General features: G+C 57.5%; 28 protein-coding genes. 11 read left to right on the plus strand and 17 right to left on the minus strand.

What is annotated here, in order from left to right:
• Position 1: 1 nt before the first annotated feature.
• Positions 2 to 1015, minus strand: coding sequence for a LacI family DNA-binding transcriptional regulator (locus MXM41_RS14785; RefSeq protein ID WP_325932741.1), 1014 nt, complete (start codon positions 1013 to 1015; stop codon positions 2 to 4).
• Between the two features lie 244 nt (positions 1016 to 1259).
• On the opposite strand from MXM41_RS14785, the gene ascF reads away from it, so the two are divergent.
• From ascF to MXM41_RS14815, 6 genes are all read left to right on the plus strand, one after another.
• Positions 1260 to 2711 (plus strand): PTS cellobiose/arbutin/salicin transporter subunit IIBC, encoded by a 1452-nt coding sequence (ascF, locus tag MXM41_RS14790; RefSeq protein WP_325932743.1) that lies wholly within the window; start codon positions 1260 to 1262, stop codon positions 2709 to 2711.
• An 18-nt stretch (positions 2712 to 2729) separates the two neighbouring features.
• Positions 2730 to 4154: a 6-phospho-beta-glucosidase gene (locus tag MXM41_RS14795; protein ID WP_325932744.1), complete on the plus strand. Its 1425-nt coding sequence runs from the start codon at positions 2730 to 2732 to the stop codon at positions 4152 to 4154.
• Between the two features lie 193 nt (positions 4155 to 4347).
• Positions 4348 to 5349, plus strand: a complete 1002-nt coding sequence (locus MXM41_RS14800; protein WP_325932745.1) for an ABC transporter substrate-binding protein — start codon at positions 4348 to 4350, stop codon at positions 5347 to 5349.
• The gene (locus MXM41_RS14805; protein WP_325932746.1) at positions 5346 to 6383 is read left to right on the plus strand and encodes a FecCD family ABC transporter permease; all 1038 of its coding nucleotides are present in this window, start codon (positions 5346 to 5348) and stop codon (positions 6381 to 6383) included. Before MXM41_RS14800 ends, MXM41_RS14805 begins: the two co-directional genes overlap by 4 nt.
• On the plus strand, positions 6383 to 7144 hold the full coding sequence (locus MXM41_RS14810) for an ABC transporter ATP-binding protein (protein ID WP_325932747.1): 762 nt from the start codon (positions 6383 to 6385) through the stop codon (positions 7142 to 7144). The genes MXM41_RS14805 and MXM41_RS14810 overlap by 1 nt, the downstream gene beginning before the upstream one ends.
• A gap of 13 nt (positions 7145 to 7157) precedes the next feature.
• Positions 7158 to 8390 (plus strand): MFS transporter, encoded by a 1233-nt coding sequence (locus tag MXM41_RS14815; RefSeq protein WP_325932749.1) that lies wholly within the window; start codon positions 7158 to 7160, stop codon positions 8388 to 8390.
• Between the two features lie 4 nt (positions 8391 to 8394).
• Here the strand turns inward: MXM41_RS14815 and MXM41_RS14820 are convergent, their stop codons facing one another.
• A complete protein-coding gene (locus tag MXM41_RS14820; RefSeq protein ID WP_325932750.1) occupies positions 8395 to 8739 on the minus strand; it encodes a nitrous oxide-stimulated promoter family protein in 345 nt (114 codons plus the stop codon).
• Between the two features lie 189 nt (positions 8740 to 8928).
• Between MXM41_RS14820 and MXM41_RS14825 the strand changes: the two genes are divergently transcribed.
• The gene (locus MXM41_RS14825; RefSeq protein WP_325932751.1) at positions 8929 to 9159 is read left to right on the plus strand and encodes a SymE family type I addiction module toxin; all 231 of its coding nucleotides are present in this window, start codon (positions 8929 to 8931) and stop codon (positions 9157 to 9159) included.
• 113 nt (positions 9160 to 9272) lie between these two features.
• Entirely contained in the window at positions 9273 to 11834 is a 2562-nt protein-coding gene (mutS, locus tag MXM41_RS14830) for a DNA mismatch repair protein MutS (RefSeq protein ID WP_325932752.1), read from the plus strand.
• Between the two features lie 157 nt (positions 11835 to 11991).
• On the opposite strand, the gene MXM41_RS14835 is transcribed toward mutS, so the two are convergent.
• The 3 genes from MXM41_RS14835 to MXM41_RS14845 are packed head-to-tail and all read right to left on the minus strand — an operon-like array spanning position 11992 to position 14258.
• Positions 11992 to 12228 (minus strand): non-oxidative hydroxyarylic acid decarboxylases subunit D, encoded by a 237-nt coding sequence (locus tag MXM41_RS14835; protein WP_325932753.1) that lies wholly within the window; start codon positions 12226 to 12228, stop codon positions 11992 to 11994.
• A gap of 10 nt (positions 12229 to 12238) precedes the next feature.
• On the minus strand, positions 12239 to 13666 hold the full coding sequence (locus tag MXM41_RS14840; RefSeq protein ID WP_325932754.1) for a non-oxidative hydroxyarylic acid decarboxylases subunit C: 1428 nt from the start codon (positions 13664 to 13666) through the stop codon (positions 12239 to 12241).
• Positions 13656 to 14258 (minus strand): non-oxidative hydroxyarylic acid decarboxylases subunit B, encoded by a 603-nt coding sequence (locus MXM41_RS14845; protein ID WP_325932756.1) that lies wholly within the window; start codon positions 14256 to 14258, stop codon positions 13656 to 13658. The genes MXM41_RS14840 and MXM41_RS14845 overlap by 11 nt, the downstream gene beginning before the upstream one ends.
• A 171-nt stretch (positions 14259 to 14429) precedes the next feature.
• Between MXM41_RS14845 and MXM41_RS14850 the strand changes: the two genes are divergently transcribed.
• The gene (locus MXM41_RS14850; protein WP_325932757.1) at positions 14430 to 14846 is read left to right on the plus strand and encodes a MarR family transcriptional regulator; all 417 of its coding nucleotides are present in this window, start codon (positions 14430 to 14432) and stop codon (positions 14844 to 14846) included.
• Entirely contained in the window at positions 14843 to 15220 is a 378-nt protein-coding gene (locus tag MXM41_RS14855; protein WP_325932758.1) for a DUF4440 domain-containing protein, read from the plus strand. The genes MXM41_RS14850 and MXM41_RS14855 overlap by 4 nt, the downstream gene beginning before the upstream one ends.
• A gap of 51 nt (positions 15221 to 15271) precedes the next feature.
• On the opposite strand, the gene rpoS is transcribed toward MXM41_RS14855, so the two are convergent.
• Positions 15272 to 16264, minus strand: coding sequence for an RNA polymerase sigma factor RpoS (gene rpoS / locus MXM41_RS14860; RefSeq protein ID WP_039029959.1), 993 nt, complete (start codon positions 16262 to 16264; stop codon positions 15272 to 15274).
• A 60-nt stretch (positions 16265 to 16324) separates the two neighbouring features.
• Positions 16325 to 17395 (minus strand): murein hydrolase activator NlpD, encoded by a 1071-nt coding sequence (gene nlpD / locus MXM41_RS14865; protein WP_325932987.1) that lies wholly within the window; start codon positions 17393 to 17395, stop codon positions 16325 to 16327.
• Between nlpD and MXM41_RS14870 the strand changes: the two genes are divergently transcribed.
• Positions 17295 to 17504 (plus strand): hypothetical protein, encoded by a 210-nt coding sequence (locus tag MXM41_RS14870; RefSeq protein WP_325932759.1) that lies wholly within the window; start codon positions 17295 to 17297, stop codon positions 17502 to 17504. The genes nlpD and MXM41_RS14870 overlap by 101 nt on opposite strands.
• 67 nt (positions 17505 to 17571) lie before the next feature.
• On the opposite strand, the gene MXM41_RS14875 is transcribed toward MXM41_RS14870, so the two are convergent.
• The 10 genes from MXM41_RS14875 to cysD form a co-directional block, all read right to left on the minus strand.
• Positions 17572 to 18198 carry a protein-L-isoaspartate(D-aspartate) O-methyltransferase gene (locus tag MXM41_RS14875; protein ID WP_325932760.1) on the minus strand — a complete coding sequence of 209 codons (627 nt, stop codon included), beginning with the start codon at positions 18196 to 18198 and terminating at the stop codon, positions 17572 to 17574.
• On the minus strand, positions 18192 to 18953 hold the full coding sequence (gene surE, locus MXM41_RS14880; protein ID WP_032613629.1) for a 5'/3'-nucleotidase SurE: 762 nt from the start codon (positions 18951 to 18953) through the stop codon (positions 18192 to 18194). Before surE ends, MXM41_RS14875 begins: the two co-directional genes overlap by 7 nt.
• On the minus strand, positions 18934 to 19983 hold the full coding sequence (truD, locus tag MXM41_RS14885) for a tRNA pseudouridine(13) synthase TruD (RefSeq protein ID WP_325932761.1): 1050 nt from the start codon (positions 19981 to 19983) through the stop codon (positions 18934 to 18936). Before truD ends, surE begins: the two co-directional genes overlap by 20 nt.
• Positions 19980 to 20459 (minus strand): 2-C-methyl-D-erythritol 2,4-cyclodiphosphate synthase, encoded by a 480-nt coding sequence (ispF, locus tag MXM41_RS14890; protein WP_006811766.1) that lies wholly within the window; start codon positions 20457 to 20459, stop codon positions 19980 to 19982. Before ispF ends, truD begins: the two co-directional genes overlap by 4 nt.
• The gene (gene ispD, locus MXM41_RS14895) at positions 20459 to 21169 is read right to left on the minus strand and encodes a 2-C-methyl-D-erythritol 4-phosphate cytidylyltransferase (protein WP_325932763.1); all 711 of its coding nucleotides are present in this window, start codon (positions 21167 to 21169) and stop codon (positions 20459 to 20461) included. The genes ispF and ispD overlap by 1 nt, the downstream gene beginning before the upstream one ends.
• Positions 21170 to 21188: 19 nt before the next feature.
• Positions 21189 to 21500, minus strand: a complete 312-nt coding sequence (gene ftsB, locus MXM41_RS14900; protein ID WP_032613637.1) for a cell division protein FtsB — start codon at positions 21498 to 21500, stop codon at positions 21189 to 21191.
• Positions 21501 to 21667: 167 nt separating this feature from the next.
• Positions 21668 to 21991 carry a DUF3561 family protein gene (locus MXM41_RS14905; RefSeq protein WP_325932764.1) on the minus strand — a complete coding sequence of 108 codons (324 nt, stop codon included), beginning with the start codon at positions 21989 to 21991 and terminating at the stop codon, positions 21668 to 21670.
• Between the two features lie 58 nt (positions 21992 to 22049).
• Complete coding sequence (cysC, locus tag MXM41_RS14910) at positions 22050 to 22655, minus strand: adenylyl-sulfate kinase (RefSeq protein ID WP_325932765.1); 606 nt, start codon at positions 22653 to 22655, stop codon at positions 22050 to 22052.
• Positions 22655 to 24082: a sulfate adenylyltransferase subunit CysN gene (gene cysN, locus MXM41_RS14915; protein ID WP_325932766.1), complete on the minus strand. Its 1428-nt coding sequence runs from the start codon at positions 24080 to 24082 to the stop codon at positions 22655 to 22657. The genes cysC and cysN overlap by 1 nt, the downstream gene beginning before the upstream one ends.
• Positions 24083 to 24091: 9 nt before the next feature.
• On the minus strand, positions 24092 to 25000 hold the full coding sequence (gene cysD, locus MXM41_RS14920) for a sulfate adenylyltransferase subunit CysD (protein ID WP_325932767.1): 909 nt from the start codon (positions 24998 to 25000) through the stop codon (positions 24092 to 24094).
• Between the last annotated feature and the right edge of the window lie 72 nt (positions 25001 to 25072).

Consider the following 25072-nt stretch of genomic DNA (forward strand, 5'->3'; position numbering starts at 1 on the left):
ATCAGCGGTGCGGCCCGGGGATCACCGAGTCGCGCAGAATTAGCTCCCCGGCAAAAGTCTGACGGAAGGTGAAGTCCCCGCCATCAAGCATAAAGATCAGGCGGCTGATGGTCTCTTTCACCATCTCCGTCACCGGCACACGTACGCTGGAGAGCGATGGCACTACGTACGGCGCCATTGCAATGTCATCGAAACCTACCACCGAAACCGACTGCGGCACGGCGACCCCGCTGTCGTGGAGCTGCTTGATGGCGCCAATCGCCATATCGTCGTTACTCGCCACCAGCGCGGTAAAGGTTGCGTCGCGTGCCAGCAGCGTCGCCACCCCTGCCGCGCCGCTGGCAGGATGCCATTTGCCCTCGACAATCAGCGATTCACGCAATGGAATGCGGTGCGCAGTAAGGGCGTCTTTATAGCCGGAAAGACGTTCAATCCCGGTGGGAGAGTCCAGCGATCCGGTAATAAACGCGATGTCGCGATGGCCCTGTTCGATGAGGGTCGAGACTGCCGCCTGGCTGGAGGCTTTATGATCTGACCAGACGCAGTGGCTGCTGTTTTTACGCAGACGGCGGTTGAGGACGATTACCGGCTGCTCGTGCTTCTGGATGATCTCGTCCATTTCATCGACGCTGAGAAAACGCGGGTAGATGATAATCGCATCGCAGCGCATATCGAGCAGATACTGAATTGCCTCGCGCTCTTCATCGGCGCTGTGCTTACCGTCAGCAAGGATCAGCTGGCGCCCTTTCTCCTCGGTCATTCTGGCCGCATGAAACAGCAGCTCGCTGAAATAGACTCCGTGGTAGAGGGTGTTGGTCACCACCAGCCCAAGGGTTTGCGTGCGCCTGGTCGCCAGGTTACGCGCCAGCAAATTGGGCCGGTAACCGCTCTCTTCAATCGCCTGAAAAACCCGGTCTTTTGTCTCCTGGCTCACGTAGCCATTGCCCGAAAGCACCCGGGAAACCGTCGCCTTCGAAACCCCTGCCCGCTTCGCCACTTCCAGCATCGTGGTCATGCATCTGTTCCGTCTTAATCCAGTGAGCGGCAGTGTACTGCACTGCGGGAAAATTGTCGCAGCGTCTGGCGCACGCTTTTTAATACGTCAGGTGATCGCCATCACGAAACGAAAAAATGACCAAAAATCCATCTTGTTTGATCCAATGAAACTCTTCATGATTTTGTGGAACCGGTTTCCTATATAAGTTTCATCGCTCACTCCGATGAAGACGTACCTTACTGATAAAACAGGATACAACCCGATGGCCAAAAACTATGCTGCGCTGGCAAACGCCGTTGTCAGCGCGCTCGGTGGCAAAGACAACATCGTCGCCGTCACCCACTGCATGACCCGACTGCGCTTCGTGGCGAAAGACGAGAGCCTGATCGACAGCGCGACGCTAAAAAGCATCAGCGGCGTGCTGGGCGTCGTGCGCAACGACAACCAGTGCCAGGTCATCATCGGCAATACCGTTTCCCAGGCCTATCGCGAGGTAGTGAATCTGCTGCCCGCCGACCTGCAGCCTGCCGCGCCGCAGGGGCCGCAAAAACTTACGCTCAGGCGCGTTGGGGCCGGGATCCTTGATGCACTGATCGGCACCATGTCCCCCCTGATCCCGGCGATCATCGGGGGATCGATGGTCAAACTGCTGGCGATGATCCTCGAGATGACCGGCGTGCTGACCAAAGGCGAACCGACGCTGACCATTCTGACCGTGATCGGCGATGGCGCGTTCTTCTTCCTGCCGCTGATGGTGGCCGCCTCTGCCGCCGTGAAATTCAAAACCAACATGTCGCTGGCCATCGCCATTGCCGGCGTGCTGGTGCACCCGAGCTTTATCGAGCTGATGGCGAAAGCGGCGCAGGGCGAGCACGTTGAGTTCGCGTTTGTGCCGGTCACCGCGGTGAAGTACACCTACACGGTGATCCCGGCGCTGGTGATGACCTGGTGCCTGTCGTATATCGAGCGCTGGGTGGACAAAATTACCCCGGCCGTGACCAAAAACTTCCTCAAGCCAATGCTGATCGTGCTGATTGCCGCCCCGCTCGCCATCGTCCTGATTGGGCCGCTGGGGATCTGGATCGGTAGCGCTATCTCCGCGCTGGTTTACACCATTCACGGCTATCTGGGCTGGCTGTCCGTCGCCATCATGGGCGCGCTGTGGCCGCTGCTGGTGATGACCGGGATGCACCGCGTCTTTACGCCAACCATCATTCAGACCATTGCCGAGACCGGCAAAGAGGGAATGGTGATGCCGTCTGAAATTGGCGCTAACCTCTCTCTTGGCGGTTCGTCGCTGGCGGTGGCCTGGAAAACCAAAAACCCGGAACTGCGCCAGACGGCGCTGGCGGCGGCGGCTTCCGCCATCATGGCCGGGATCTCTGAACCGGCGCTGTACGGCGTCGCCGTTCGCCTGAAACGGCCGCTTATTGCAAGCCTGATCAGCGGCTTTATCTGCGGAGCCGTCGCCGGGATCGCCGGGCTGGCCAGCCACTCGATGGCGGCACCGGGCCTGTTTACCAGCGTCCAGTTCTTCGACCCGGCCAACCCGATGTCCATCGTCTGGGTATTCGGGGTGATGGCGCTGGCCGTGGTGCTCTCTTTCATGCTGACCCTTATTCTGGGCTTTGAAGATATCCCGGTAGAAGATGAAGCAGAAAAAGCGCGCGCGCTGCAATCCGCACCGGTTCAGGCCAAAGCAGCACAAGCATAAATTTATAGCGAGGTAAGAATGTCTGTTTTTCCACAAGGATTTTTATGGGGCGGCGCACTGGCCGCTAACCAGAGCGAAGGCGCGTACCGTGAAGGCGGCAAGGGCCTGACCACCGTCGATATGATCCCCCACGGCGCAAATCGCCTGGCGGTGAAAGTCGGCAAGGAAAAACGCTTTTCGCTACGTGACGACGAGTTCTATCCCAGCCACGAGGCGATCGATTTTTACCATCGCTATAAAGAAGACATCGCCTTAATGGCCGAGATGGGCTTCACGGTATTCCGCACCTCGATTGCCTGGAGCCGCCTCTACCCGAACGGCGACGAGCCGCTGCCCAATAAAGAAGGGATTGCCTTTTACCGCGCGGTGTTTGAGGAGTGCAAGAAGTACAACATCGAGCCGCTGGTGACCCTGTGCCACTTCGATGTGCCGATGCACCTGGTTACCGAATACGGCTCCTGGCGTAACCGTAAGATGGTCGATTTCTTTGCCCGCTATGCGCGCACCTGCTTCGAGGCGTTCAACGGGCTGGTGAAATACTGGCTCACCTTTAACGAGATCAACATCATGCTGCACAGCCCCTTCTCGGGTGCCGGGCTGGTGTTTGAAGAAGGTGAAAACGAAGATCAGGTGAAGTATCAGGCGGCACACCATGAGCTGGTGGCCAGCGCCCTGGCAACCAAAATTGCCCACGAGGTCAATCCGCAAAACCAGGTCGGCTGCATGCTGGCGGGCGGTAATTTCTACCCATACTCCTGCAAGCCGGAAGACGTGTGGACGGCGCTGGAAAAAGATCGTGAGAACCTGTTCTTTATCGACGTCCAGGCCCGCGGCCGCTACCCGGCCTACTCTGCCCGCGTGTTCCGTGAAAAAGGGGTGGTGATTGTAAAAGACCCGGGCGATGACGAACTGCTGAAAAACACCGTCGATTTTGTCTCGTTCAGCTATTACGCCTCGCGCTGCGCCTCGGCCGACATGAACGCCAACAACACCAGCGCGGCCAATATCGTTAAATCCCTGCGCAACCCACACATCGAAGTGAGCGAATGGGGCTGGGGCATCGATCCGCTGGGCCTGCGCATCACCATGAACATGATGTACGACCGCTACCAGAAGCCGCTGTTTCTTGTGGAGAATGGCCTCGGTGCGAAAGATGAAATTGACGCCAACGGCGAGATCAACGATGACTATCGCATCAGCTACCTGCGCGAGCATATTCGCGCGATGAGCGATGCCATTGAAGACGGTATTCCGCTTATCGGCTATACCAACTGGGGGTGTATCGATCTGGTGGCTGCCTCCACGGGTGAGATGAGCAAGCGCTACGGCTTTATCTATGTCGATCGCGATGATGCCGGCAATGGCACCCTCGATCGCAAACGCAAAAAATCGTTCTGGTGGTATAAGAAAGTGATTGCCAGCAACGGGGCTGATTTAGATTAACCTGCCTTTCTGCCGGGTGGCGCTGCGCGTGCCCGGCCTCCTCTCCAGAGCAACCCTAATAGTTTCATAGCGTTATTATCATTCATTGACACCATGAATATATCATTGTATAAAACTGCGCCGTAATAAATGATATTCATTCTCAGCCAGAAACCCGGGCTGTCATAAATAAGTTAATGAAGGATAGCGTTTTATGAAAAAGGTCATCGGCGCATTAGGCTTGCTGATCGCGACAGCCGGTTCCGCATTTGCAACTACCTACCCTCTGACGATTGAGAATTGCGGATACAAAGAGACCTTCACTAAAGCGCCGGAACGCGTGGTCGCGCTGGGTCAGAACACCGTAGAAATTCTCTTGCTGCTGGGCCTTGAAGATAAGGTTGCCGCCAGCGCCTTCTGGCCCACCAAAGTGCTGCCGCAGCTGGCTGAACAGAACAAAAAAGTTAAAACGCTGACCGTTGAGATCCCCACCCTGGAATCCATCCTGGCGCAGAATCCGGACTTCGTTCCGGCCCAGCTGCCGCTGCTGCTGGGACCAGAGAGTAAAGTCGCCAAACGCGAAGATCTGGCCACCGTGGGCGTAAACAGCTACATGTCGCCGGGCATGTGCGCCACCAAAAAAGACATTGGCGATATGTACGGCAGCCGCCAGAAGCTGTGGGATATGACCTTCCTTTATAAGGAGATCGAAGATTTCGCCCGGATCTTTAACGTTGAAGATCGCGGCCAGGCGCTGATCGCCGATTTCAAAAAGCGCGAAGCCGACCTGCGGTCTGAGTTCAGCAAGAACAAAAAAGACCTGTCGTTCGTCTTCTGGTTCTCCAGCTCATCCCCCTCTTCTGACGCCTACGTCGGCGGTAAAAACAGCGCCTCCGGCTTCATTGCCAGCGTGCTGGGCGGCCACAATGCCATTACCTCAGAAACCGAATGGCCGACCGTCGGCTGGGAGAGCATCATCGCCGCTAACCCCGACGTGATCGTGGTCTCCAGCCTCGACCGTAACCGCTGGGCGCTGGATAGCGCCGAAGAAAAAATCAAATTCCTGAAAAGCGATCCGGCCGTCAGCCAGCTGGATGCGGTGAAAAAAGGCCACATTGTAATTATGGACGGTCAGGCCATGAACCCGACTATCCGCACCATCTACGGCGCGGAACAGATCGGCGAGCAGCTCAGAAAAATGGGACTGAATGAATGACCGCAGTGATTCAACAGACCCGACAGAGCTGGCTGCTGCCAGCTTCGGGCTGCCTGGCGGTGGTGGCATTGCTGCTGGTTATCGCCTTTGGCGTCAGCGTGGGGGAGCTGTCGATTCCCCTGCAGAGCGTGTTCTATGCCATTACCAATAAAATGGGCTTAACCGAGGCGCCGCTCAATCGTATTTACGAGAGCGTGATCTGGGACTTTCGCCTGAGCCGGGCGCTGGTGGCGGCCTGTTGCGGCGCGGGTCTTGCTATCTGCGGGGCTGTGCTGCAGAGCCTGCTGAAAAACGCCCTCGCCGAACCTTACGTGCTGGGCGTGTCCGCCGGGGCGTCAACCGGCGCGGTCTCCGTGGTGGTGCTGGGCATTGGCAGCGGCACCGTGACCCTTTCGGCAGGCGCCTTCGCCGGGGCGTTTGCCGCCTTCGCGTTTGTGGCTCTGCTGACCAACGGCGCCCGCGGCGGCAGTGAGCGTACCATTCTTGCCGGGGTTGCCGCCTCGCAGCTGTTTAACGCCATCACCGCCTGGACCGTCAGCACCTCGGCCAGCGCGCAGCAGGCGCGTGACGTGATGTTCTGGCTGCTGGGCAGCTTTAGCGGGGTAAGGTGGCCGGAGTTCCAGCTGGTGCTGATCGTCATGCTGGTGGGCCTGGCGATCTGCCTGTATTACGCCCGGGCGCTCGACGCCTTCACCTTTGGCGACGATGCCGCCGCCTCGCTGGGAATTGCGGTCCCCTGGGTGCGACTGGTGCTGTTTATCGTCACCGCATTGATGACCGCCACCATCGTCAGCATGGCGGGTTCGATTGGCTTTGTTGGCCTGGTCGTGCCGCATATGATGCGCTTCTTCTTTGGTCCGTTGCATCGCACCTTGCTTATCGCCAGCGCGCTGGCGGGCGCTATCCTGATGGTGCTGGCGGATATCGCCTCCCGTCTGCTGATTGCCCCGCAAAGCCTGCCGGTCGGCGTCGTCACCGCACTGGTGGGCGTCCCGTTCTTTGCCGTGATTATCTATCGTTCAAGGAATAAGTGATGAGCATCACTGCTGAAAATATCACCTGGAAGGTGGGCAAAAAGGTCATCGTCGATAACGTCTCGTTGACGGTATCACAAGGGCAGACCGTCGGCCTGCTGGGGCCGAACGGCTCCGGCAAATCGTCGTTGCTGCGGATCCTGGCGGGTTTGCGTCGCCCCCATAGCGGCACCGTCGCGCTGGATGGTAAAAGCATCAGCGGGATCCCGAAAAAGCAGCTTGCCCGCCGGGTGGCCTTTGTGGAACAGCACGGCATGACCGATGCCAACATGCGGGTGCGTGACGTGGTGAAGCTGGGGCGTATTCCGCACCACTCTCCTTTTTCCGGCTGGACGGCGCAGGATGACGAAACGGTGACCCAGGCGCTGAAGACGGTCGATATGTTGCATCACAGCGAGCAGGGCTGGCTGAGCCTCTCCGGCGGTGAACGTCAGCGGGTGCACATTGCCCGGGCGCTGGCGCAAATGCCGACAGAAATTCTGCTGGATGAGCCCACCAACCACCTGGATATTCACCATCAGATGCAGCTGATGCAGTTGATCAGCCAGCTGCCGGTTACCAGCATTGTCGCCATTCACGATCTTAACCACGCCTCTATGTTTTGTGATGCGCTGATCGTTATGCAGGGCGGGCGGGTGGTCGCCACCGGTACGCCGCAGGCGATCCTGACCGAGGAACTGCTGTGGGAGATATTCCGGGTCAAAACCCGCATTGAGCTCTCCCCCGATCATGGCAAAAAGCACATTCACTTCCTCGTCTGAGGCAGGGTAAACCGTGACACTGATTCGCCCCGCCAGGCAGCTCTGGCCCCCCGTCTTACTGGGCAGCCAGTTTGTTTTCAACATCGGTTTTTATGCCGTTGTCCCCTTTCTGGCAATTTTTTTACGCGACGATATGCTGCTTTCCGGCGGGATGATCGGGCTGGTGCTTGGGCTGCGTACCTTCTCGCAACAGGGGATGTTTATCGTCGGCGGCGCCCTGTCCGACCGCTACGGCGCGCGCATCATTATTCTTTGCGGCTGCGTCGTGCGGGTAGTGGGCTATCTGCTGCTGGCCTTCGGTTACAGCCTGCCCGTTATTATCGCCGGAGCATGCCTCACCGGGATTGGCGGCGCGCTGTTTTCCCCCTCCATCGAAGCATTACTGGCAAAAGCCGGAACCCGTAGCGAGGCGCAGGGCAAACGCAGCCGTGCCGAGTGGTTTGCCCTGTTTGCGGTGTGCGGCGAGCTGGGCGCGGTCCTTGGCCCGGTCGCGGGCGCGCTGCTCACCGGTCTGGGCTTTCGTCAGGTGGCGCTGGCAGGGGCTGTAGTCTTTGTTGTGGCGTTAATCGTACTGTTCTTCTGTTTACCTTCAGGTTCAGCAAAAAACCAGCCGCTGCACATCACGCCGTGGTGGACCACCTTTCGTCAGCCGCGGTTCGTGGCATTTATTATCGCCTGGAGTAGCTGGCTGCTGAGCTATAACCAGCTTTATCTGGCGCTGCCGGTTGAGATCCAGCGCGTCGGGGGCAGCGAAAAAGATCTCGGCCCGCTGTTTATGCTGGCGTCGGGACTGGTGATCCTCTTTCAGCTACCGCTGGCGCGCTTTGCCCGTCGGGTGGGCGCGGTGCGGATCCTGCCGGTGGGGTTTGGGCTTATCGCCGCCGCGTTTCTGAGCGTCGCGCTGTTCGCCGCCTCGCAGCCGGGCACCGGACTGCTGCGCCTGCTGCCAGCGGCCTGTTTTGTTACGCTGCTGACCACCGGGCAGATGCTGCTGGTACCGGCGGGAAAAGACGTGGTGCCGTGGTTTGCCAGCGAATCGACCTTAGGCGCGCACTATGGCGCACTGGCCACCGCAGGCGGCTGCGCGGTGCTGGCGGGCAATCTATTGCTCGGCGATCTGCTCGACCAGGCGCTGACGCCGTCCGTCGGGGCGAGCGTTCCGTGGCTGGTACTGGCGGTGTTTCCGCTGTGCAGCGCCATCGCTATGGTCGCGATCTGTCGCCCGATGCGCAGGCCGCGCACCTGAGAGATTACTGTTTCGGGCGGTACTTTTCCGGCAGTTCAGGCACCGGACGGCGGTCGTCAATCAGATGACGCACGGTTAAAATCGGGTGACGCCACAGCATGCGCGGCCCCGCCCAGCGCATTACCTGCTTCATCTCTTCACGCTTAGCTGGCTGGTAGCAGTGAACCGGGCACTGCTTGCAGGCCGGTTTCTCTTCGCCAAACACGCATTTATCCAGCCGCTTGTCGGCGTACTCGTTCAGCGCTGCGTAGTGCCCCGCCTCTTTCGACGCCTGTGGGCACTGCTTTTCATATAGCGCGATCATCTTACGGATGGTCTCTTTTTCGCGCGTGATGCGTTTTCCTGACATAGCCTGGTACCTGTTTATAAGTTGCATAAATAATACCCCTTTCAGTTGTGATGTTCAGCCCGATTTCATCTTTTGCATTCCATTTTCTGAAGGCGCTTCTCAGTTATACATTTGTCGCCGCCGCATTTTACTGGCATTTTATACAGGTGTTTGTCGCACCTGATCCTTACCTGAGAAAAAGGAGTTTCTATGTCAGATATCAGCATTTCCAGACCCAGCCGTCAGCTCACCGTGGGTTACTTCAGAAAGCGTCATGAGGATCGCAAGACCAAGATCCCGACACGCTACAGCGTACATGCCGCGCTGAGTTTAAAGGGCGACTGGCTGGAAGAAGCCGGTTTTAAAACCCATTCACGGGTACGAGTGCTGGTGGAACAGGGAAAACTGGTGATTGAGCTGGTTGACGAAGAGGCGGGTTAAGACGGTGACATTTTGCTGCGCCGGGCCATTTTTTCATGCGACAATAGCGGTAATACACGACGCTAACGTCGCCTGAACAGCACTATTTTCAAAGAAATGGACATCATCACTCCATGACCACTACTGATAATTTTGACGCCCATACCCCCATGATGCAGCAGTACCTGAAGCTGAAAGCTCAGCATCCTGAAATCCTGCTCTTTTACCGGATGGGCGACTTTTACGAGCTGTTTTATGACGATGCGAAACGCGCCTCGCAACTGCTCGACATCTCCCTGACCAAACGCGGCGCTTCGGCCGGTGAACCTATCCCGATGGCCGGTATTCCGCATCATGCGGTTGAGAACTACCTGGCGAAGCTGGTCAATCAGGGTGAATCGGTCGCCATCTGCGAACAGATTGGCGATCCGGCCACCTCGAAAGGCCCGGTAGAGCGCAAAGTGGTGCGTATCGTCACCCCGGGCACCATCAGCGATGAAGCGCTGTTACAAGAGCGCCAGGATAATCTGCTCGCCGCCATCTGGCAGGACAGCAAAGGTTTCGGCTACGCCACGCTGGATATCAGCTCCGGGCGTTTTCGCCTGAGTGAACCGGCCGACCGCGAAACCATGGCCGCCGAGCTGCAACGCACGAACCCTGCGGAACTGTTATATGCCGAAGATTTTGCCGAAATGGCGCTGCTTGAAGGTCGTCGCGGCCTGCGTCGCCGCCCGCTGTGGGAATTCGAAATCGATACAGCGCGTCAGCAACTCAATCTGCAGTTTGGCACCCGCGATCTGACCGGCTTTGGCGTTGAAAATGCGCCGCGCGGCCTGTGTGCAGCCGGCTGCCTGCTGCAGTACGTGAAAGATACCCAGCGTACCGCCCTGCCGCATATCCGCTCTATTACGATTGAGCGCCAGCAGGACAGCATCATTATGGATGCCGCCACCCGTCGCAATCTGGAGATCACCCAGAACCTGGCCGGGGGCGTGGAGAATACCCTCGCCTCGGTACTCGACAGCACCGTCACCCCGATGGGCAGCCGTATGCTGAAACGCTGGCTGCATATGCCGGTTCGCGATACCGCCACGCTCACCGCGCGCCAGCAAACCATTGGCGCTATGCAGGATCGGTACAGTGACCTGCAGCCGGTGTTACGTCAGGTGGGCGATCTGGAGCGAATTCTGGCGCGACTGGCGCTGCGCACGGCGCGGCCACGCGATTTAGCCCGGATGCGTCACGCCTTCCAGCAACTACCGGAACTGCGCAGCCAGCTGGCAGAGATCGACTGCGCGCCGGTTCAGAAGCTGCGCGACGCGATGGGTGAATTCAGCGAACTGCGCGACCTGCTGGAGCGCGCCATTATCGACGCTCCGCCGGTACTGGTGCGTGACGGCGGTGTTATCGCCCCAGGCTACAACGAAGAGCTGGACGAGTGGCGCTCGCTGGCCGATGGCGCGACGGATTATCTGGATAAACTGGAGATCCGCGAGCGCGAGCGGCTCGGGCTGGATACCCTGAAAGTCGGCTACAACGCCGTGCACGGCTACTTTATTCAGATCAGCCGGGGGCAAAGCCACCTGGCGCCTATCCACTATGTGCGCCGCCAGACGCTGAAAAACGCTGAGCGCTACATTATTCCTGAACTGAAAGAGTATGAAGACAAAGTGCTCACCTCTAAGGGTAAAGCGCTGGCGCTGGAAAAACAGCTGTATGACGCCCTGTTCGACATACTGATGCCGCACCTTGCCGAGCTACAGCAGAGCGCCGCCGCGCTGGCCGAGCTGGATGTGCTGGTCAACCTGGCGGAACGTGCCGAGACGCTGAACTACTGCTGCCCAACCTTTACCGATAAGCCCGGCGTACGCATCACCGAGGGGCGTCATCCGGTGGTGGAACAGGTGCTGAACGAACCCTTTATCGCCAATCCGCTGAACCTGTCGCCGCAGCGTCGGATGCTGATCATTACCGGGCCAAACATGGGCGGTAAAAGTACCTATATGCGCCAGACCGCGCTGATTGCGCTGCTGGCCTACATCGGCAGCTACGTTCCGGCACAAAAGGTAGAGATCGGCCCTGTCGATCGCATTTTTACCCGCGTAGGCGCCGCGGACGATCTGGCGAGCGGTCGTTCCACCTTTATGGTGGAGATGACCGAAACCGCGAATATTCTGCACAACGCCACAGAATACAGCCTGGTGTTGATGGACGAAATTGGTCGCGGCACCTCCACCTACGACGGGCTTTCCCTGGCGTGGGCCTGTGCCGAGAGCCTGGCGAATAAGATCAAGGCTCTGACCCTGTTTGCCACCCACTACTTCGAGCTGACGCAGCTGCCGGAGAAAATGGAAGGCGTGGCGAACGTCCATCTGGATGCGCTGGAGCACGGCGATACCATCGCCTTTATGCACACCGTGCAGGATGGCGCGGCGAGCAAAAGTTACGGTCTGGCCGTGGCGGCGCTGGCGGGTGTACCGAAAGAGGTAATTAAGCGGGCGCGCCAGAAACTGCGCGAGCTGGAGAGCCTGGCGCCGAACGCGGCGGCCACGCAGGTAGATGGTACCCAGATGTCGCTGCTGGTCCCCGCCGAAGAGACCTCCCCGGCCCTGGAAGCGCTGGAGAACCTCGACCCGGATTCCCTGTCGCCGCGTCAGGCGCTGGAGTGGATTTATCGGTTGAAAAATCTGGTGTAGAGCTCTGCGGTCTGTCTTGCCCGGTGGCGCTATCGCTTACCGGGCCTACGGGGATTTCGTGCGGGCTTTACGCCCGGTGGCGCTATCGCTTAACGGGCCAACAAAAGACGCTGGATCGTAGGCCGGGTAAGGCGTAGCCGTCACCCGGCTTTTTTTATCAGCGCTTATCGTCTGCCAACAGCGGCGGAATGCTCGGCACCTGCGGGGCATCGTCGATATCCTTTTGCGTCATGCGAAACGCTTCTGGATAGTGATCGCGGCTGGTGCGGCGCAGCGGCTCGGTATTACGCCAGGTATACAGACAGTGCTGGCACTGATACACCGTCCAGACATCTTTAACCGGCGACGTCGCCATCACCTCAATATGTTCATCGGCACAACGTGGACAAATCATTCTTCCCTCCTTATTTACGTGCGGCCAGCATCGCGGTTAGTTTTTCAGCCCAGGCCTTGGTTTCAGGCAGATCCTGTACCGGCTGGCTGTAATGACCACGCATATCCGGGGCCACCGGCGTGGTGGCGTCGATAATCAGTTTGTCGGTGATCCCCGCCGGGCTTGAACCCGGATCCAGCTCCAGCACTGACATATTCGGCAGCTGCACCAGATCCCCCGCGGCGTTCACTTTCGACGACAGCGCCCACATCACCTGCGGCAGGTTGAACGGATCGACATCCTCATCCACCATGATCACCATCTTCACGTAGCCGAGGCCATGCGGCGTGGTCATCGCCCGCAGACCTACGGCACGGGCAAATCCGCCGTAACGTTTTTTGGTGGAGATTATCGCCAGCAGGCCGTGTGTGTACATCGCGTTCACCGCCTGTACTTCCGGGAATTCAGCCTTCAGCTGCTGATAGAGCGGCACGCAGGTTGCCGGGCCCATCAGGTAGTCGATTTCAGTCCACGGCATACCGAGATAGAGCGACTCAAAAATTGGTTTAGTGCGGTAAGAGACTTTGTCGATACGCACCACGGTCATATTACGACCGCCGGAGTAGTGCCCGGTGAACTCCCCGAATGGCCCTTCGATTTCGCGTTTACGGCCCTCAATCACCCCTTCGAGGATCACTTCCGAACCCCAGGGGACATCAAAGCCGGTCAGCGGCGCGGTGGCGATCGGATACGGGCTTTCGCGCAGCGCACCCGCCATTTCATATTCCGACTGATCATATTTCAGCGGCGTCGCCCCCATCAGGGTGATGATCGGATCGTTCCCAAGCGTGATCGCAATCGGCAGATCCTGGCCGCGCTCTTCCGCTTTATGCAGGTGCAGAGCGATATCGTGCATTGGCACCGGCTGCAGGCCCAGTTTGCGTTTGCCCTTCACCTCCATGCGGTAGATGCCAACGTTCTGCTTGCCAAAATGGTCCGGATCGAGCGGGTCGCGGGAGACCACGCAGGCTTTATCCAGATAGAATCCGCCGTCGCCGTCGTTCAGACGGAACAGCGGCAGAATATCGAACAGGTTGATCGCATCGCCATCCACCGTGTTCTCTGCCCATGCCGGGTTGGCGCGGCGTTCCGGCGCAACCGGGAATTGATCCCAGCGGCGAATAAACTCGTCGATTTGCTTTTTGACCGGTGTATTCGGCGGTAATCCCATCGAGATGGCATGGTTTTGCCAGGAGCCAATGGTGTTCATGGTCACGCGGGCGTCGCTAAAGCCGCGAATGTTGTCAAACCACAGCGCAGGCGCGCCATCGCCTATACGTCCGGTGGCGTTGGCTGCCGCCGCCAGATCCGGCTCCGCGTCGACCTGTTCCGTAATTTTCAGCAGTTGCCCTTGCTCTTCGAGCGCCTGCAGGAAGCTTCTCAAATCATCAAATGCCATGTTTATTCTCCTGAGATAAATTTCTGGCCGCCTGCAAACCGTTCCAGCGACGGGCTTTGTTATGCTCCAGACCAAACTGGTCGAGCACCCGGGTCACAATATGCTGCGTAATATCATCGGCGGTTTGTGGGTGGTTGTAATAAGCGGGCATGGGCGGCACCATCGCCACGCCCATGCGGGAGAGGGCCAGCATGTTCTCCAGGTGGATAGTGCTGAGCGGCATTTCTCGTGGGACCAGCACCAGCTTGCGCCCCTCTTTTAACACCACGTCAGCGGCACGCCCCACCAGCCCTTCGGCATAGCCTGCGCGGATACCCGCGAGCGTTTTCATACTGCAGGGGATGACGATCATGCCGTCGGTGCGAAACGATCCGGATGAGATGGTTGCTGCCTGATCGGCCGGGCTGTGAACCACATCGGCCAGAGCCGCAACGTCCTGAACGGTACAGGACGTTTCCAGTTCTATCGTTGTTTTGGCCCACTTCGACATCACCAGATGGGTTTCCACTTCCGGCATGTCGCGCAGCGCCTGCAGCAGCGCTACGCCGAGCGGTGCGCCGGTCGCGCCGGTCATCCCAACAATCACTCTCATTCAGAACCTCTCTATTTTGTTCGTATACGAACATTTCAATTACCCTACGCCCGGACAGGTACGCTGACAAGATCGTTCGCACACGATCACACGAAATGATAAAAAGGGCCGCGTTAAATTTGCCAGCGATAAGGGCTATCATAGAGAGGTGATTTTTACGCCGGAGAATTCATGGAACTGAGACAAGAAGCGTTCCACCTGTTACGTCAGCTTTTTCAGCAACATACTGCGCACTGGCAGCAGGCTTTACCCGAGCTAACCAAGCCGCAGTATGCGGTACTTCGTTCTATCGACGAGCATCCTGGCATTGAACAGGTGGCGCTGACAGAGGCGGCGGTAAGCAGCAAAGCCACCCTTGCGGAAATGCTGAGCCGTATGGAATCACGCGGGCTGGTTAAGCGTGAAGCCGATCCTGCAGATAAGCGTCGGCGCTTTATCTTCTTAACGCCTGAAGGGGAAGCGCTGCTCAGGGGCTGTAAACCGGTAGGAAATAACGTCGATAACGCTTTTCTGGGGCGTTTAACCGCTGAAGAGCGCCGTCAGTTTACGGATCTGGTCCGGAAAATGATGTCAAAGGAGAGAGAGTGACCCGCTACGAACAAGAAATTATCGATGCGCATATCGCCTTAGAACAATGGTTAGGCTCAGGAGAAGGCGATTTCGCCGCCCTGCTCGCCCGTTTTCGCCAGGATTTTATGATGATCGCCCCCAGCGGCGCACATCTGGATCATCCCGCGCTGGCGCGTTTCCTGGAGGAGCAGCGCGGTAACCGTCCGGGACTGAAAATCGTCATTGATGAATTAACGACGCTGCAGACCTGGGACAATGGCGCACTGCTTCATTACCGCGAAACGCAAACCCGCCCGGATCAGCCGGTAAACGTACGCTGGTCCAGCGCCGTTGTGAATCAGGACGGTAACACCCTCGCCTGGCGTCTGCTGCACGAAACCGCACAGCCCTGAGGCAAATAAAAAGGCCAGTCTCTCGACTGGCCTTTTTTGACGAAAAGGTGCTTACTCGCGGAACAACGCTTCGATATTCAGCCCTTGCCCCTGCAGGATTTCACGCAGGCGACGCAGACCTTCTACCTGAATCTGACGAACACGTTCACGGGTCAGGCCGATTTCACGACCGACATCTTCCAGTGTCGCAGCTTCATACCCCAGCAGACCGAAACGACGTGCCAGCACTTCACGCTGTTTGGCGTTCAGTTCGAACAGCCATTTGACGATGCTCTGTTTCATATCATCGTCCTGCGTGGTGTCTTCCGGGCCGTTGTCTTTTTCATCGGCCAGGATATCCAGCAGCGCCTTCTCGGAATCGCCACCCAGCGGGGTGTCGACAGAGGTAATACGCTCATTGAGACGCAGCATACGGCTAACGTCATCAACCGGTTTATCAAGCTGTTCGGCAATCTCTTCCGCACTTGGCTCGTGGTCCAGCTTATGGGACAACTCACGCGCGGTACGCAGATAGACGTTCAACTCTTTAACGATGTGAATAGGCAGTCGAATCGTACGGGTCTGGTTCATGATTGCCCGTTCGATGGTCTGTCGGATCCACCACGTCGCATAGGTTGAGAAACGGAACCCGCGTTCAGGGTCAAATTTCTCTACTGCGCGGATCAGCCCCAGATTGCCCTCTTCAATCAGATCCAGCAGAGCCAGACCACGATTGCTGTAACGACGGGCAATCTTGACCACCAGACGCAGGTTACTTTCAATCATACGACGGCGTGAAGCCACATCCCCACGTAATGCCCGGCGCGCGAAGTAAACTTCTTCTTCTGCTGTTAACAGTGGGGAGTAACCGATCTCCCCAAGGTAAAGCTGAGTCGCGTCCAGCACACGTTGTGTGGCACCCTGCGATAACAGCTCTTCTTCAGCTAAATCGTTATCACTGGGTTCCTCTTCTACTAAGGCTTTTTCGTCAAAAGCCTCTGCTCCGTTCTCATCAAACTCCGCGTCTTCATTTAAATCATGAACTTTCAGCGTATTCTGACTCATAAAGGTGGCTCCTACCCGTGATCCCTGGGCGCAACATACCAAAAGGTATGTCCCGCCAAATTATCGCTGCGGTAAATACTGCAGCGGGTTTACGGATTTCCCCTTGTAACGAATTTCAAAATGCAAGCGTGTAGAACTGGTTCCGGTGCTACCCATAGTAGCTATTTTTTGCCCCGCCTTAACTTCTTGTTGTTCCCGGACCAGCATCGTATCGTTATGGGCGTAGGCACTCAGGTAATCATCGTTGTGTTTGATGATAATAAGATTACCGTAACCGCGCAGAGCGTTACCGGCATATACAACGCGGCCGTCAGAGGTCGCGATAATAGCCTGTCCCTTACTCCCTGCGATATCGATCCCTTTATTTCCCCCCTCGGAGGAAGAAAAGTTCTCGATAACCTTGCCTTCAGTCGGCCAGCGCCACGAAGAAATAGGTGAGCTGGACGTCTGACTGCTGGCAACGGGTGCGGTAGAGCTAACTACAGGTGCCGTAACGGGAGCCGTGACAACCGTCGTGGTCCCCTTATTATTCGGCAACATCTTGTTAGCACTCTGTTCACCTGAATCCTCAGAATACGTAATTGTCGGTTGCGACGCAACCACTGTGCTTGATTTTTGCGCAGGCGTCACACTGTTATTTTGCGCTGTGACGTCGGCCACAGAAACAGTATTACCTGGCGTTAACGGCGCGCCGGTTGCATTGCCCACCTGCAGCGTCTGGCCGACATTCAGGCCATACGGGGCCGGAACGTTGTTTCGCTCTGCCAGATCGCGGAAATCGTTCCCGGTAATCCAGGCAATATAGAAGAGGGTATCGCCGCGTTTCACGGTGTATGTGCTGCCACCGGTATAGCTTCCTTTCGGAATGTTCCCATACTTACGGTTATACACAATGCGGCCATTTTCGGTCTGCACAGGTTGTTCCACTGGCTGAATCTGTGTTGGCTGGGTAACCGGACGCTGAACAGGCTGAATTTGCGGAGTTTGCTGTGCCGTTGAAGTGCCCATCTTAGACGGAGGGGTGATCAGCATGCCACCGGATGGATTCCCGGTGCTGGAACCGTTGCTGCCGCCAACTGAACTCACTGGCGCAGGGGCATTATTCGATGTTGTACAACCTGCCAGCCAGATTGAAACCAGTGACAATGCCGCAACACGGCTGATGGTGAACTTTGGGCTTCCCGCGCTCATTTATCCCCCAGGATTATTTTTAATTACCAGTGACTTAAAATTACCGTAACGTCACGACGCTTTTGCGCCACACCATACGCTCAATTTGCCTGAAAAACCCTGGAAAAATCCGAGTCTCAGGCCAGCTCTCCTTTAACCAGAGGCACGAAGCGTACGGCTTCTACGGTATCGATGATGAACTCGTTTCCCCGTCGACGAACACGCTTCAACAGCTGATGTTCATCGCCCACCGGTAAAACGAGTATCCCGCCATCGTCCAGCTGCGCCAGCAGCGCGGCCGGGATTTCAGGCGGTGCTGCCGTCACGATAATGGCATCAAACGGGCCGCGCGCCGTCCAGCCCTGCCAGCCATCCCCATGACGGGTAGAAACATTATGTAAATCGAGCTGCTTCAGGCGCCGGCGCGCCTGCCATTGCAACCCTTTTATGCGTTCGACTGAGCAAACATGATGCACCAGGTGCGCCAGAATGGCCGTCTGGTATCCCGAACCCGTGCCGATCTCCAGCACCCGTGATTCAGGCGTCAGTTCCAGCAGCTCGGTCATGCGCGCCACCATATAAGGCTGGGAGATGGTTTGCCCTTGCCCTATTGGCAACGCGACGTTTTCCCACGCCTTGTGCTCAAACGCCTCATCCACAAACTTTTCACGCGGCACCCGCGAGATGGCGGTTAGCACCCGCTCGTCGGCAATGCCCTGACTACGTAATTGATTCAGAAGTGTTTGTACACGATTGCTTACCATTGCGAGCTCACTCCGGCACGATCCAGCCAGCCTGAAACCACATCCTGCGCGTTATGCGCAGTCAAATCTACATGCAACGGGGTGACGGAAACGTAGCCTTCATCTACGGCGGCAAAATCGGTATCCGGCCCGGCATCGTGTTTTTCGCCCGGCGGGCCAATCCAGTAGAGGGTGTTACCGCGCGGATCTTCCTGCGGGATCACTTTATCTGCCGGATGTCTGCTGCCACAGCGCGTCACGCGGATGCCTTTGATTTGATCCAGCGGCAGGTCCGGCACGTTAATGTTCAGGATCCGCCCGGTGCGCAGCGGCTCACGGCTCAGGGCGCGCAGAATAGAACAGGTGACGGCGGCGGCGGTGTCATAATGCTGATGGCCATTGAGCGAGACCGCCAGGGCAGGAAAACCGAGATGGCGCCCTTCCATTGCCGCGGCCACCGTGCCGGAGTAGATCACGTCATCGCCCAGGTTAGGCCCGGCATTAATGCCGGAGACTACCACGTCGGGGCGGGGACGCATCAGCGCGTTGACACCCAGAAAGACACAGTCCGTAGGCGTGCCCATCTGAACGGCGATATCACCGTTGTCGAAAGTAAAGGTACGAAGAGACGACTCGAGGGTTAACGAGTTAGAGGCACCGCTGCGGTTACGATCGGGAGCCACCACCTGCACCTCGGCGAACTCACGTAGCGCTTTAGCCAGCGTCTGAATGCCTGGCGCATGGATCCCGTCATCGTTACTCAGCAATATTCGCATAGTCACCCGAAGTGTTGATAAGTTCCCTGACAACACTGGTGGCAAAGCTGCCAGCCGGCAGCCAGAAACGTAACTCGACGGTTACGTCATCCCACCAGTTCCAGCTCAACTGTTGCGGATAGAGCAGCATCGCCCGGCGTGCCGCTTCGACTTTTTCCCGCACCAACAGTGAACATAACGCTGTTTCATCGGCGATGGCAGACTGCTCAACGCGCAGCGCATCACCCTGCGGACCCCAGTCGCCGGTACCCGGCAGGGCCGCAGTGATCATTAGCGTTTTTGCATTGACGCGCGCCTGCAAATCGCTCATTTCTTCATCAGTGGCGACAAACCAGCTGCCGCGTCCCGCTAATTGTAGCGCATCGCCGACAACAACTTGATTCGCGTCTGTTTTTTTCAGACGTTCGCTGACGATTTGATTAAACAACGCACTGCGTGCTGCCGACAACCAAAAACTGCGTTTATTGCGGTCACGCACCGGAGCGTTGCTTTGCGCCCAGCGCAGCGCGCCCTGTAAGTTGCTGCCGCCAATACCAAAACGTTGCGCGCCGAAGTAGTTCGGTACGCCTTGATCGCGGATAGCGGCCAGTCGTTGTTCAACCTCGTCGCGGTTACTCACCTCACGCAGCACCAGGGTAAAGGCGTTGCCCTTTAATGCGCCGAGGCGCAACTTGCGCTTGTGGCGGGCATATTCCAGTACCTGGCAGCCTTCAAGCTGGAACTGGCTTAAATCGGGCATCGTATTTCCGGGTACCCGGGCGCAGAGCCACTGCTCCGTCACGGCGTGCTTGTCTTTTTGTCCGGCGAAGCTCACTTCACGGGCGTGAATTTTCAGGAACTTTGCCAGCGCTTCAGCCACAAAACGGGTATTGCAGCCGTTTTTCAGGATCCGCACCAGAATATGCTCGCCCTCGCCGTCCGGCTCAAAACCCAGGTCTTCGATTACCACGAAATCTTCCGGATTGGCTTTCAGCAGGCCCGTGCCCTGCGGTTTACCGTGCAGGTACGTCAGGTTATCGAAATCCGTCATTTGGCCGCCTTCACCAGCAGCGCCACGGCCTCGCAGGCAATGCCTTCACCCCGTCCGGTAAAACCCAGTTTCTCGGTAGTGGTGGCTTTAACGTTGACATCGTCCATATGGCAGCCAAGATCTTCGGCGATAAAGACGCGCATCTGCGGGATATGCGGCAGCATTTTCGGCGCCTGGGCAATGATGGTTACATCCACATTGCCCAGGGTGTAGCCTTTGGCCTGAATTCGACGCCAGGCTTCGCGCAGCAACTCGCGGCTGTCGGCCCCTTTAAAGGCCGGATCGGTGTCCGGAAACAGTTTGCCGATGTCGCCAAGCGCCGCTGCACCGAGCAGCGCGTCGGTTAACGCATGCAGTGCAACATCGCCATCAGAATGGGCGAGCAGTCCTTTTTCATACGGGATGCGTACGCCGCCAATGATAATTGGGCCCTCGCCGCCAAAGGCGTGTACGTCAAAACCATGTCCAATTCGCATTATGCCTTCTCCTGATGGGTCGAACGGGTAAGATAAAATTCTGCCAGCTGTAAATCTTCGGGTCGCGTCACTTTTATGTTATCTGCGCGCCCTTCAATCAGTTCCGGGTGAAAACCGCAGTACTCCAGCGCCGAGGCTTCGTCGGTGATGGTTGCCCCTTCGTTCAGCGCACGGGTTAAACAGTGGTGCAACAGCTCGCGGGGGAAAAATTGCGGCGTGAGCGCATGCCAGAGGTCAACGCGCTCCACCGTATGGGCAATGGCCGGCAGGCCGGGCTCACCGCGTTTCATGGTATCGCGTACCGGCGTAGCCAGAATCCCGCCAACGCGACTGGTTTCGCTGATGGCCAGCAGTCGCGCCAGGTCATCCTGATGCAGGCACGGACGCGCCGCATCATGCACCAGCACCCACTGCGCTTCGCCAGCAGCCTGAAGCCCCGCCAGCACCGAATCGGCACGCTCTGCACCGCCGTCAACCACGATTACCTGCGGGTGGCGGGCAAGCGGCAGCGCGGCAAAACGGGCATCGCCCGGGCTGATGGCGATAACGACCCGCGTCACGCGTGGGTTCGCCAGCAGCGCCGCCACGGTGTGCTCAAGGATCGTTTTATCACCAATTGAAAGGTACTGCTTAGGACATTCTGTCTGCATGCGCCGGCCAAACCCGGCGGCTGGCACAACGGCGCATACGTTTGAAATAGTGACTGCCATGGCGTAATCCTGGGCCTGATTATCGAGTGTTTTGTACTGAGCCCTGGTTGCGTTTAGACGCATCCGGCACCAGACGATAGAAGGTTTCGCCCGGCTTAGTCATGCTGAGTTCGTTGCGTGCACGCTCTTCAATGGCTTCCTGTCCACCATTGAGATCGTCAATTTCCGCAAACAGCTGATCGTTTCGCGCTTTTAGTTTGCTGTTTGTTGCCTGCTGCGCCGTCACGTCATCGCTGACGCGACTGTAATCGTGAAGGCCGTTCTTACCGAACCACAGCGAATACTGAAGCCAGACCAGCAGTGCCAGCAACAGCAGCGTAAGTTTACCCATCCTGCCCCCTGAAAAACGGCATCATCATCCCATAACTTTCCCCATGACTCTACATCGGGGCTACAGAGATGCCGCAACATTGCGGGCAAATGTACCACATTTTTTTAGCAGATTCGCGCAAGCCAACAATGTCTCATAGTTGGTTACGGTTTGAATTATGGATGAACTTATCCCATGAGCCACAAAAATAACAGTCCGACCATGGCGACCACCGTCAACACGGTAGTGAGCGAACTGTAGAGCAGCTTGCCGTTAAGCAGAGAGTGCAACGCGATCCCTACCACGACGGCAACGGGCATCAGCGCCAGGAAGAAAGGCCAGGTATAAAGGAAGAAAAACAGCGTATTGCTGCCATAAAACAGGAAAGGGATGCCCAGCGCCATCAGCCATGACGCGAAGCCGACAATCGCCCCAGGAAAAGACCAGGTCGTCTCGTCATTTGCCGATACTGTGTCCGACCCGGTGATGATGTAGTTCTCACTGTTCCGCATAGCTGATCCTGTGACCGTGACATATTGATGGAGATTAAGCATCCCCATCAATACCATCTCAGGATCTGATAATATCGCCCTGCCGGAGCAGGTCTAATAATTGGCCCACTAAATTTGTTACCAATTGTTGGCCTTCAAGGTGGATATCCGGGGTTTCCGGCGCTTCGTAGACCGCATCAATGCCGGTGAAATTTTTCAGCTCACCGGCGCGGGCCTTTTTGTACAGCCCCTTAGGATCGCGCTGTTCACATATTTCCAGCGGGGTATCAACAAACACCTCAATGAAGCGGCTATTGCCCACCCGTTCGCGCACCAGCTGCCGCTCGGCGCGGTGCGGCGAAATAAAGGCGGTTAACACCACCAGCCCGGCATCGGCCATCAGGCTGGCCACTTCGCCCACCCGACGGATGTTCTCTTTGCGGTCCGCGTCGCTAAAGCCCAAATCGCTGCACAGACCGTGGCGCACGTTATCGCCATCGAGCAGATAGGTGCTGACGCCAAGCTTGTGCAGCGCCTCTTCCAGCGCGCCCGCCACGGTGGACTTACCGGACCCCGATAGCCCGGTAAACCACAGCACAACCCCACGGTGACCGTGGAGCTGTTCACGTTCGGCCACCGTCACCGGATGAGGATGCCAGACGACGTTCTCATCGTGCTGTGCCATTACTTGCCTCCCAGCAGATCGCGCGCGCCCCAGTGCGGGAAGTGTTTGCGTACCAGCGCGTTAAGCTCCAGCTCAAAGGCGCTGAATTCAGACGGCGCCGCGCTCGACTGTTCGTGCGGCTCGCGCACCATCCCTGCCCCAACGGTAACGTTGGACAGACGGTCGATAATGATTAAGCCCCCGGTCACCGGGTTCTGCTGATACTGATCCAGCACCAGCGGTTCATCGAAGGTGAAATCTACCAGACCGATGCCGTTCAGCGGCAGCTCAGCTACCTGATGCTGCGCCAGGTTGTTGATGTCCACCTGGTACTGAATGCCATCCACCCGGGCACGGGTTTTCTTTCCGGCAATCTTAATGTCGTAGCTCTGGCCCGGGCTCAGCGGCTGCTCGGCCATCCACACCACATCCACCGAAGCGCTTTGCACCGCAGGCAGCGTTTCCTGCGCATCCACCAGCAGGTCGCCGCGGCTGATATCAATTTCATCTTTCAGCACCAGGGTAACCGCTTCACCTGCACCCGCCTCCTGCAGATCGCCATCAAAGGTTACGATGCGGGTGATAGCCGTCTCCACGCCGGATGGCAACGCCTTCACGCGCTGGCCCACGCGCACGCTGCCGGAGGCAATCGTGCCGGAGAAGCCGCGGAAATCGAGATTCGGGCGGTTAACGTACTGCACCGGGAAGCGCATTGGCTGCGTATCCACTTCACGCTGGATCTCAACGGTTTCTAACACTTCCAGCAGCGTCGAGCCGCTGTACCATGGCATGCTCACACTCTGAGAAGCCACATTATCCCCTTCCAGCGCCGACAGTGGCACAAAGCGGATATCGAGGTTGCCCGGCAGCTGTTCGGCAAAGGTCAGGTAGCTTTCACGGATCTCGTTAAACGTCTCTTCGCTGAAGTTGACCAGATCCATCTTGTTTACCGCCACCACCAGGTGTTTGATCCCCAGTAGCGTGGAGATGAAGCTGTGACGACGGGTCTGATCCAGCACCCCTTTGCGGGCGTCGATCAGCAGGATCGCCAGGTCACAGGTTGACGCACCGGTCGCCATGTTGCGGGTATACTGCTCATGCCCCGGGGTGTCGGCGATGATAAATTTGCGCTTTTCGGTAGAGAAATAGCGGTAGGCCACGTCGATGGTGATGCCCTGTTCGCGCTCCGCCTGCAGGCCGTCCACCAGCAGGGCCAGATCGAGTTTTTCGCCCTGGGTGCCGTGACGCTTGCTGTCGTTGTGCAGCGATGAAAGCTGATCTTCATAGATCTGACGGGTATCGTGCAGCAGACGACCGATCAGGGTGCTTTTACCGTCGTCCACGCTGCCGCAGGTCAGGAAACGCAGCAAACTTTTGTGCTGCTGGGCGTGCAGGTAGGCTTCGACGCCGCCTTCATTGGCGATCTGTTGAGCAATAGTGGTGTTCATGGCGGCTCCTTAGAAATAACCCTGACGTTTCTTCAGCTCCATCGAGCCTGCCTGGTCGCGGTCAATCACGCGCCCCTGTCGCTCGCTGGTGGTTGAGACCAGCATCTCTTCAATGATCTCCGGCAGCGTCTGCGCGTCAGATTCCACCGCGCCGGTCAGCGGCCAGCAGCCGAGGGTACGGAAGCGCACCATCCGCTTTTTGATCACCTCGCCAGGCTGCAGATCGATACGATCGTCATCCACCATCATCAGCATACCGTCGCGCTCCAGCACCGGGCGTTCAGCCGCCAGATACAGAGGCACGATCTCGATATTTTCCAGATAGATGTACTGCCAGATATCCAACTCGGTCCAGTTGGAGAGCGGGAAGACGCGAATGCTTTCGCCCTTGTTAATCTGACCGTTGTAGTTGTGCCACAGCTCAGGACGCTGATTTTTTGGATCCCAGCGATGGAAGCGATCGCGGAAGGAGTAGATACGCTCCTTGGCGCGGGATTTCTCCTCGTCGCGGCGGGCGCCGCCGAAAGCGGCATCAAAGCCGTACTTGTTCAGCGCCTGCTTCAGCCCTTCGGTTTTCATGATATCGGTGTGCTTGGCGCTGCCGTGCACGAACGGGTTAATCCCCATCGCCACCCCTTCCGGGTTTTTATGCACCAGCAGTTCACAGCCATAGGCTTTGGCGGTACGGTCACGGAACTCATACATCTCGCGGAATTTCCAGCCGGTATCCACGTGCAGCAGCGGGAACGGCAGCGTGCCCGGGTAAAACGCTTTACGCGCCAGATGCAGCATCACGCTGGAGTCTTTGCCGATGGAGTACATCATTACCGGATTAGCAAACTCAGCGGCCACTTCGCGGATAATGTGAATACTTTCCGCTTCAAGTTGCCGCAGGTGCGTCAGTCGTTTTTGGTCCATAACTGTTCCTTATAAGGCCTGGTGCAACAGGCGTTATTGTTGCAGCCGGTTTTGTCACGGCCTGCGCACAGC

The sequence above is a fragment of the Leclercia adecarboxylata genome (assembly GCF_035787115.1).
GTDB lineage: Bacteria > Pseudomonadota > Gammaproteobacteria > Enterobacterales > Enterobacteriaceae > Enterobacter > Enterobacter adecarboxylatus_E.

Bases quoted from the DNA above. Each gene is read 5' to 3' on its own strand.
- MXM41_RS14785 (WP_325932741.1), bottom strand. From the start codon at position 1,015: ATGACCACGATGCTGGAAGTGGCGAAGCGGGCAGGGGTTTCGAAGGCG.
- ascF (WP_325932743.1), top strand. From the start codon at position 1,260: ATGGCCAAAAACTATGCTGCGCTGGCAAACGCCGTTGTCAGCGCGCTC.
- MXM41_RS14795 (WP_325932744.1), top strand. From the start codon at position 2,730: ATGTCTGTTTTTCCACAAGGATTTTTATGGGGCGGCGCACTGGCCGCT.
- MXM41_RS14800 (WP_325932745.1), top strand. From the start codon at position 4,348: ATGAAAAAGGTCATCGGCGCATTAGGCTTGCTGATCGCGACAGCCGGT.
- MXM41_RS14805 (WP_325932746.1), top strand. From the start codon at position 5,346: ATGACCGCAGTGATTCAACAGACCCGACAGAGCTGGCTGCTGCCAGCT.
- MXM41_RS14810 (WP_325932747.1), top strand. From the start codon at position 6,383: ATGAGCATCACTGCTGAAAATATCACCTGGAAGGTGGGCAAAAAGGTC.
- MXM41_RS14820 (WP_325932750.1), bottom strand. From the start codon at position 8,739: ATGTCAGGAAAACGCATCACGCGCGAAAAAGAGACCATCCGTAAGATG.
- MXM41_RS14825 (WP_325932751.1), top strand. From the start codon at position 8,929: ATGTCAGATATCAGCATTTCCAGACCCAGCCGTCAGCTCACCGTGGGT.
- mutS (WP_325932752.1), top strand. From the start codon at position 9,273: ATGACCACTACTGATAATTTTGACGCCCATACCCCCATGATGCAGCAG.
- MXM41_RS14835 (WP_325932753.1), bottom strand. From the start codon at position 12,228: ATGATTTGTCCACGTTGTGCCGATGAACATATTGAGGTGATGGCGACG.
- MXM41_RS14840 (WP_325932754.1), bottom strand. From the start codon at position 13,666: ATGGCATTTGATGATTTGAGAAGCTTCCTGCAGGCGCTCGAAGAGCAA.
- MXM41_RS14845 (WP_325932756.1), bottom strand. From the start codon at position 14,258: ATGAGAGTGATTGTTGGGATGACCGGCGCGACCGGCGCACCGCTCGGC.
- MXM41_RS14850 (WP_325932757.1), top strand. From the start codon at position 14,430: ATGGAACTGAGACAAGAAGCGTTCCACCTGTTACGTCAGCTTTTTCAG.
- rpoS (WP_039029959.1), bottom strand. From the start codon at position 16,264: ATGAGTCAGAATACGCTGAAAGTTCATGATTTAAATGAAGACGCGGAG.
- MXM41_RS14870 (WP_325932759.1), top strand. From the start codon at position 17,295: ATGCCACCGGATGGATTCCCGGTGCTGGAACCGTTGCTGCCGCCAACT.
- MXM41_RS14875 (WP_325932760.1), bottom strand. From the start codon at position 18,198: ATGGTAAGCAATCGTGTACAAACACTTCTGAATCAATTACGTAGTCAG.
- surE (WP_032613629.1), bottom strand. From the start codon at position 18,953: ATGCGAATATTGCTGAGTAACGATGACGGGATCCATGCGCCAGGCATT.
- truD (WP_325932761.1), bottom strand. From the start codon at position 19,983: ATGACGGATTTCGATAACCTGACGTACCTGCACGGTAAACCGCAGGGC.
- ispF (WP_006811766.1), bottom strand. From the start codon at position 20,459: ATGCGAATTGGACATGGTTTTGACGTACACGCCTTTGGCGGCGAGGGC.
- ispD (WP_325932763.1), bottom strand. From the start codon at position 21,169: ATGGCAGTCACTATTTCAAACGTATGCGCCGTTGTGCCAGCCGCCGGG.
- ftsB (WP_032613637.1), bottom strand. From the start codon at position 21,500: ATGGGTAAACTTACGCTGCTGTTGCTGGCACTGCTGGTCTGGCTTCAG.
- MXM41_RS14905 (WP_325932764.1), bottom strand. From the start codon at position 21,991: ATGCGGAACAGTGAGAACTACATCATCACCGGGTCGGACACAGTATCG.
- cysC (WP_325932765.1), bottom strand. From the start codon at position 22,655: ATGGCACAGCACGATGAGAACGTCGTCTGGCATCCTCATCCGGTGACG.
- cysN (WP_325932766.1), bottom strand. From the start codon at position 24,082: ATGAACACCACTATTGCTCAACAGATCGCCAATGAAGGCGGCGTCGAA.
- cysD (WP_325932767.1), bottom strand. From the start codon at position 25,000: ATGGACCAAAAACGACTGACGCACCTGCGGCAACTTGAAGCGGAAAGT.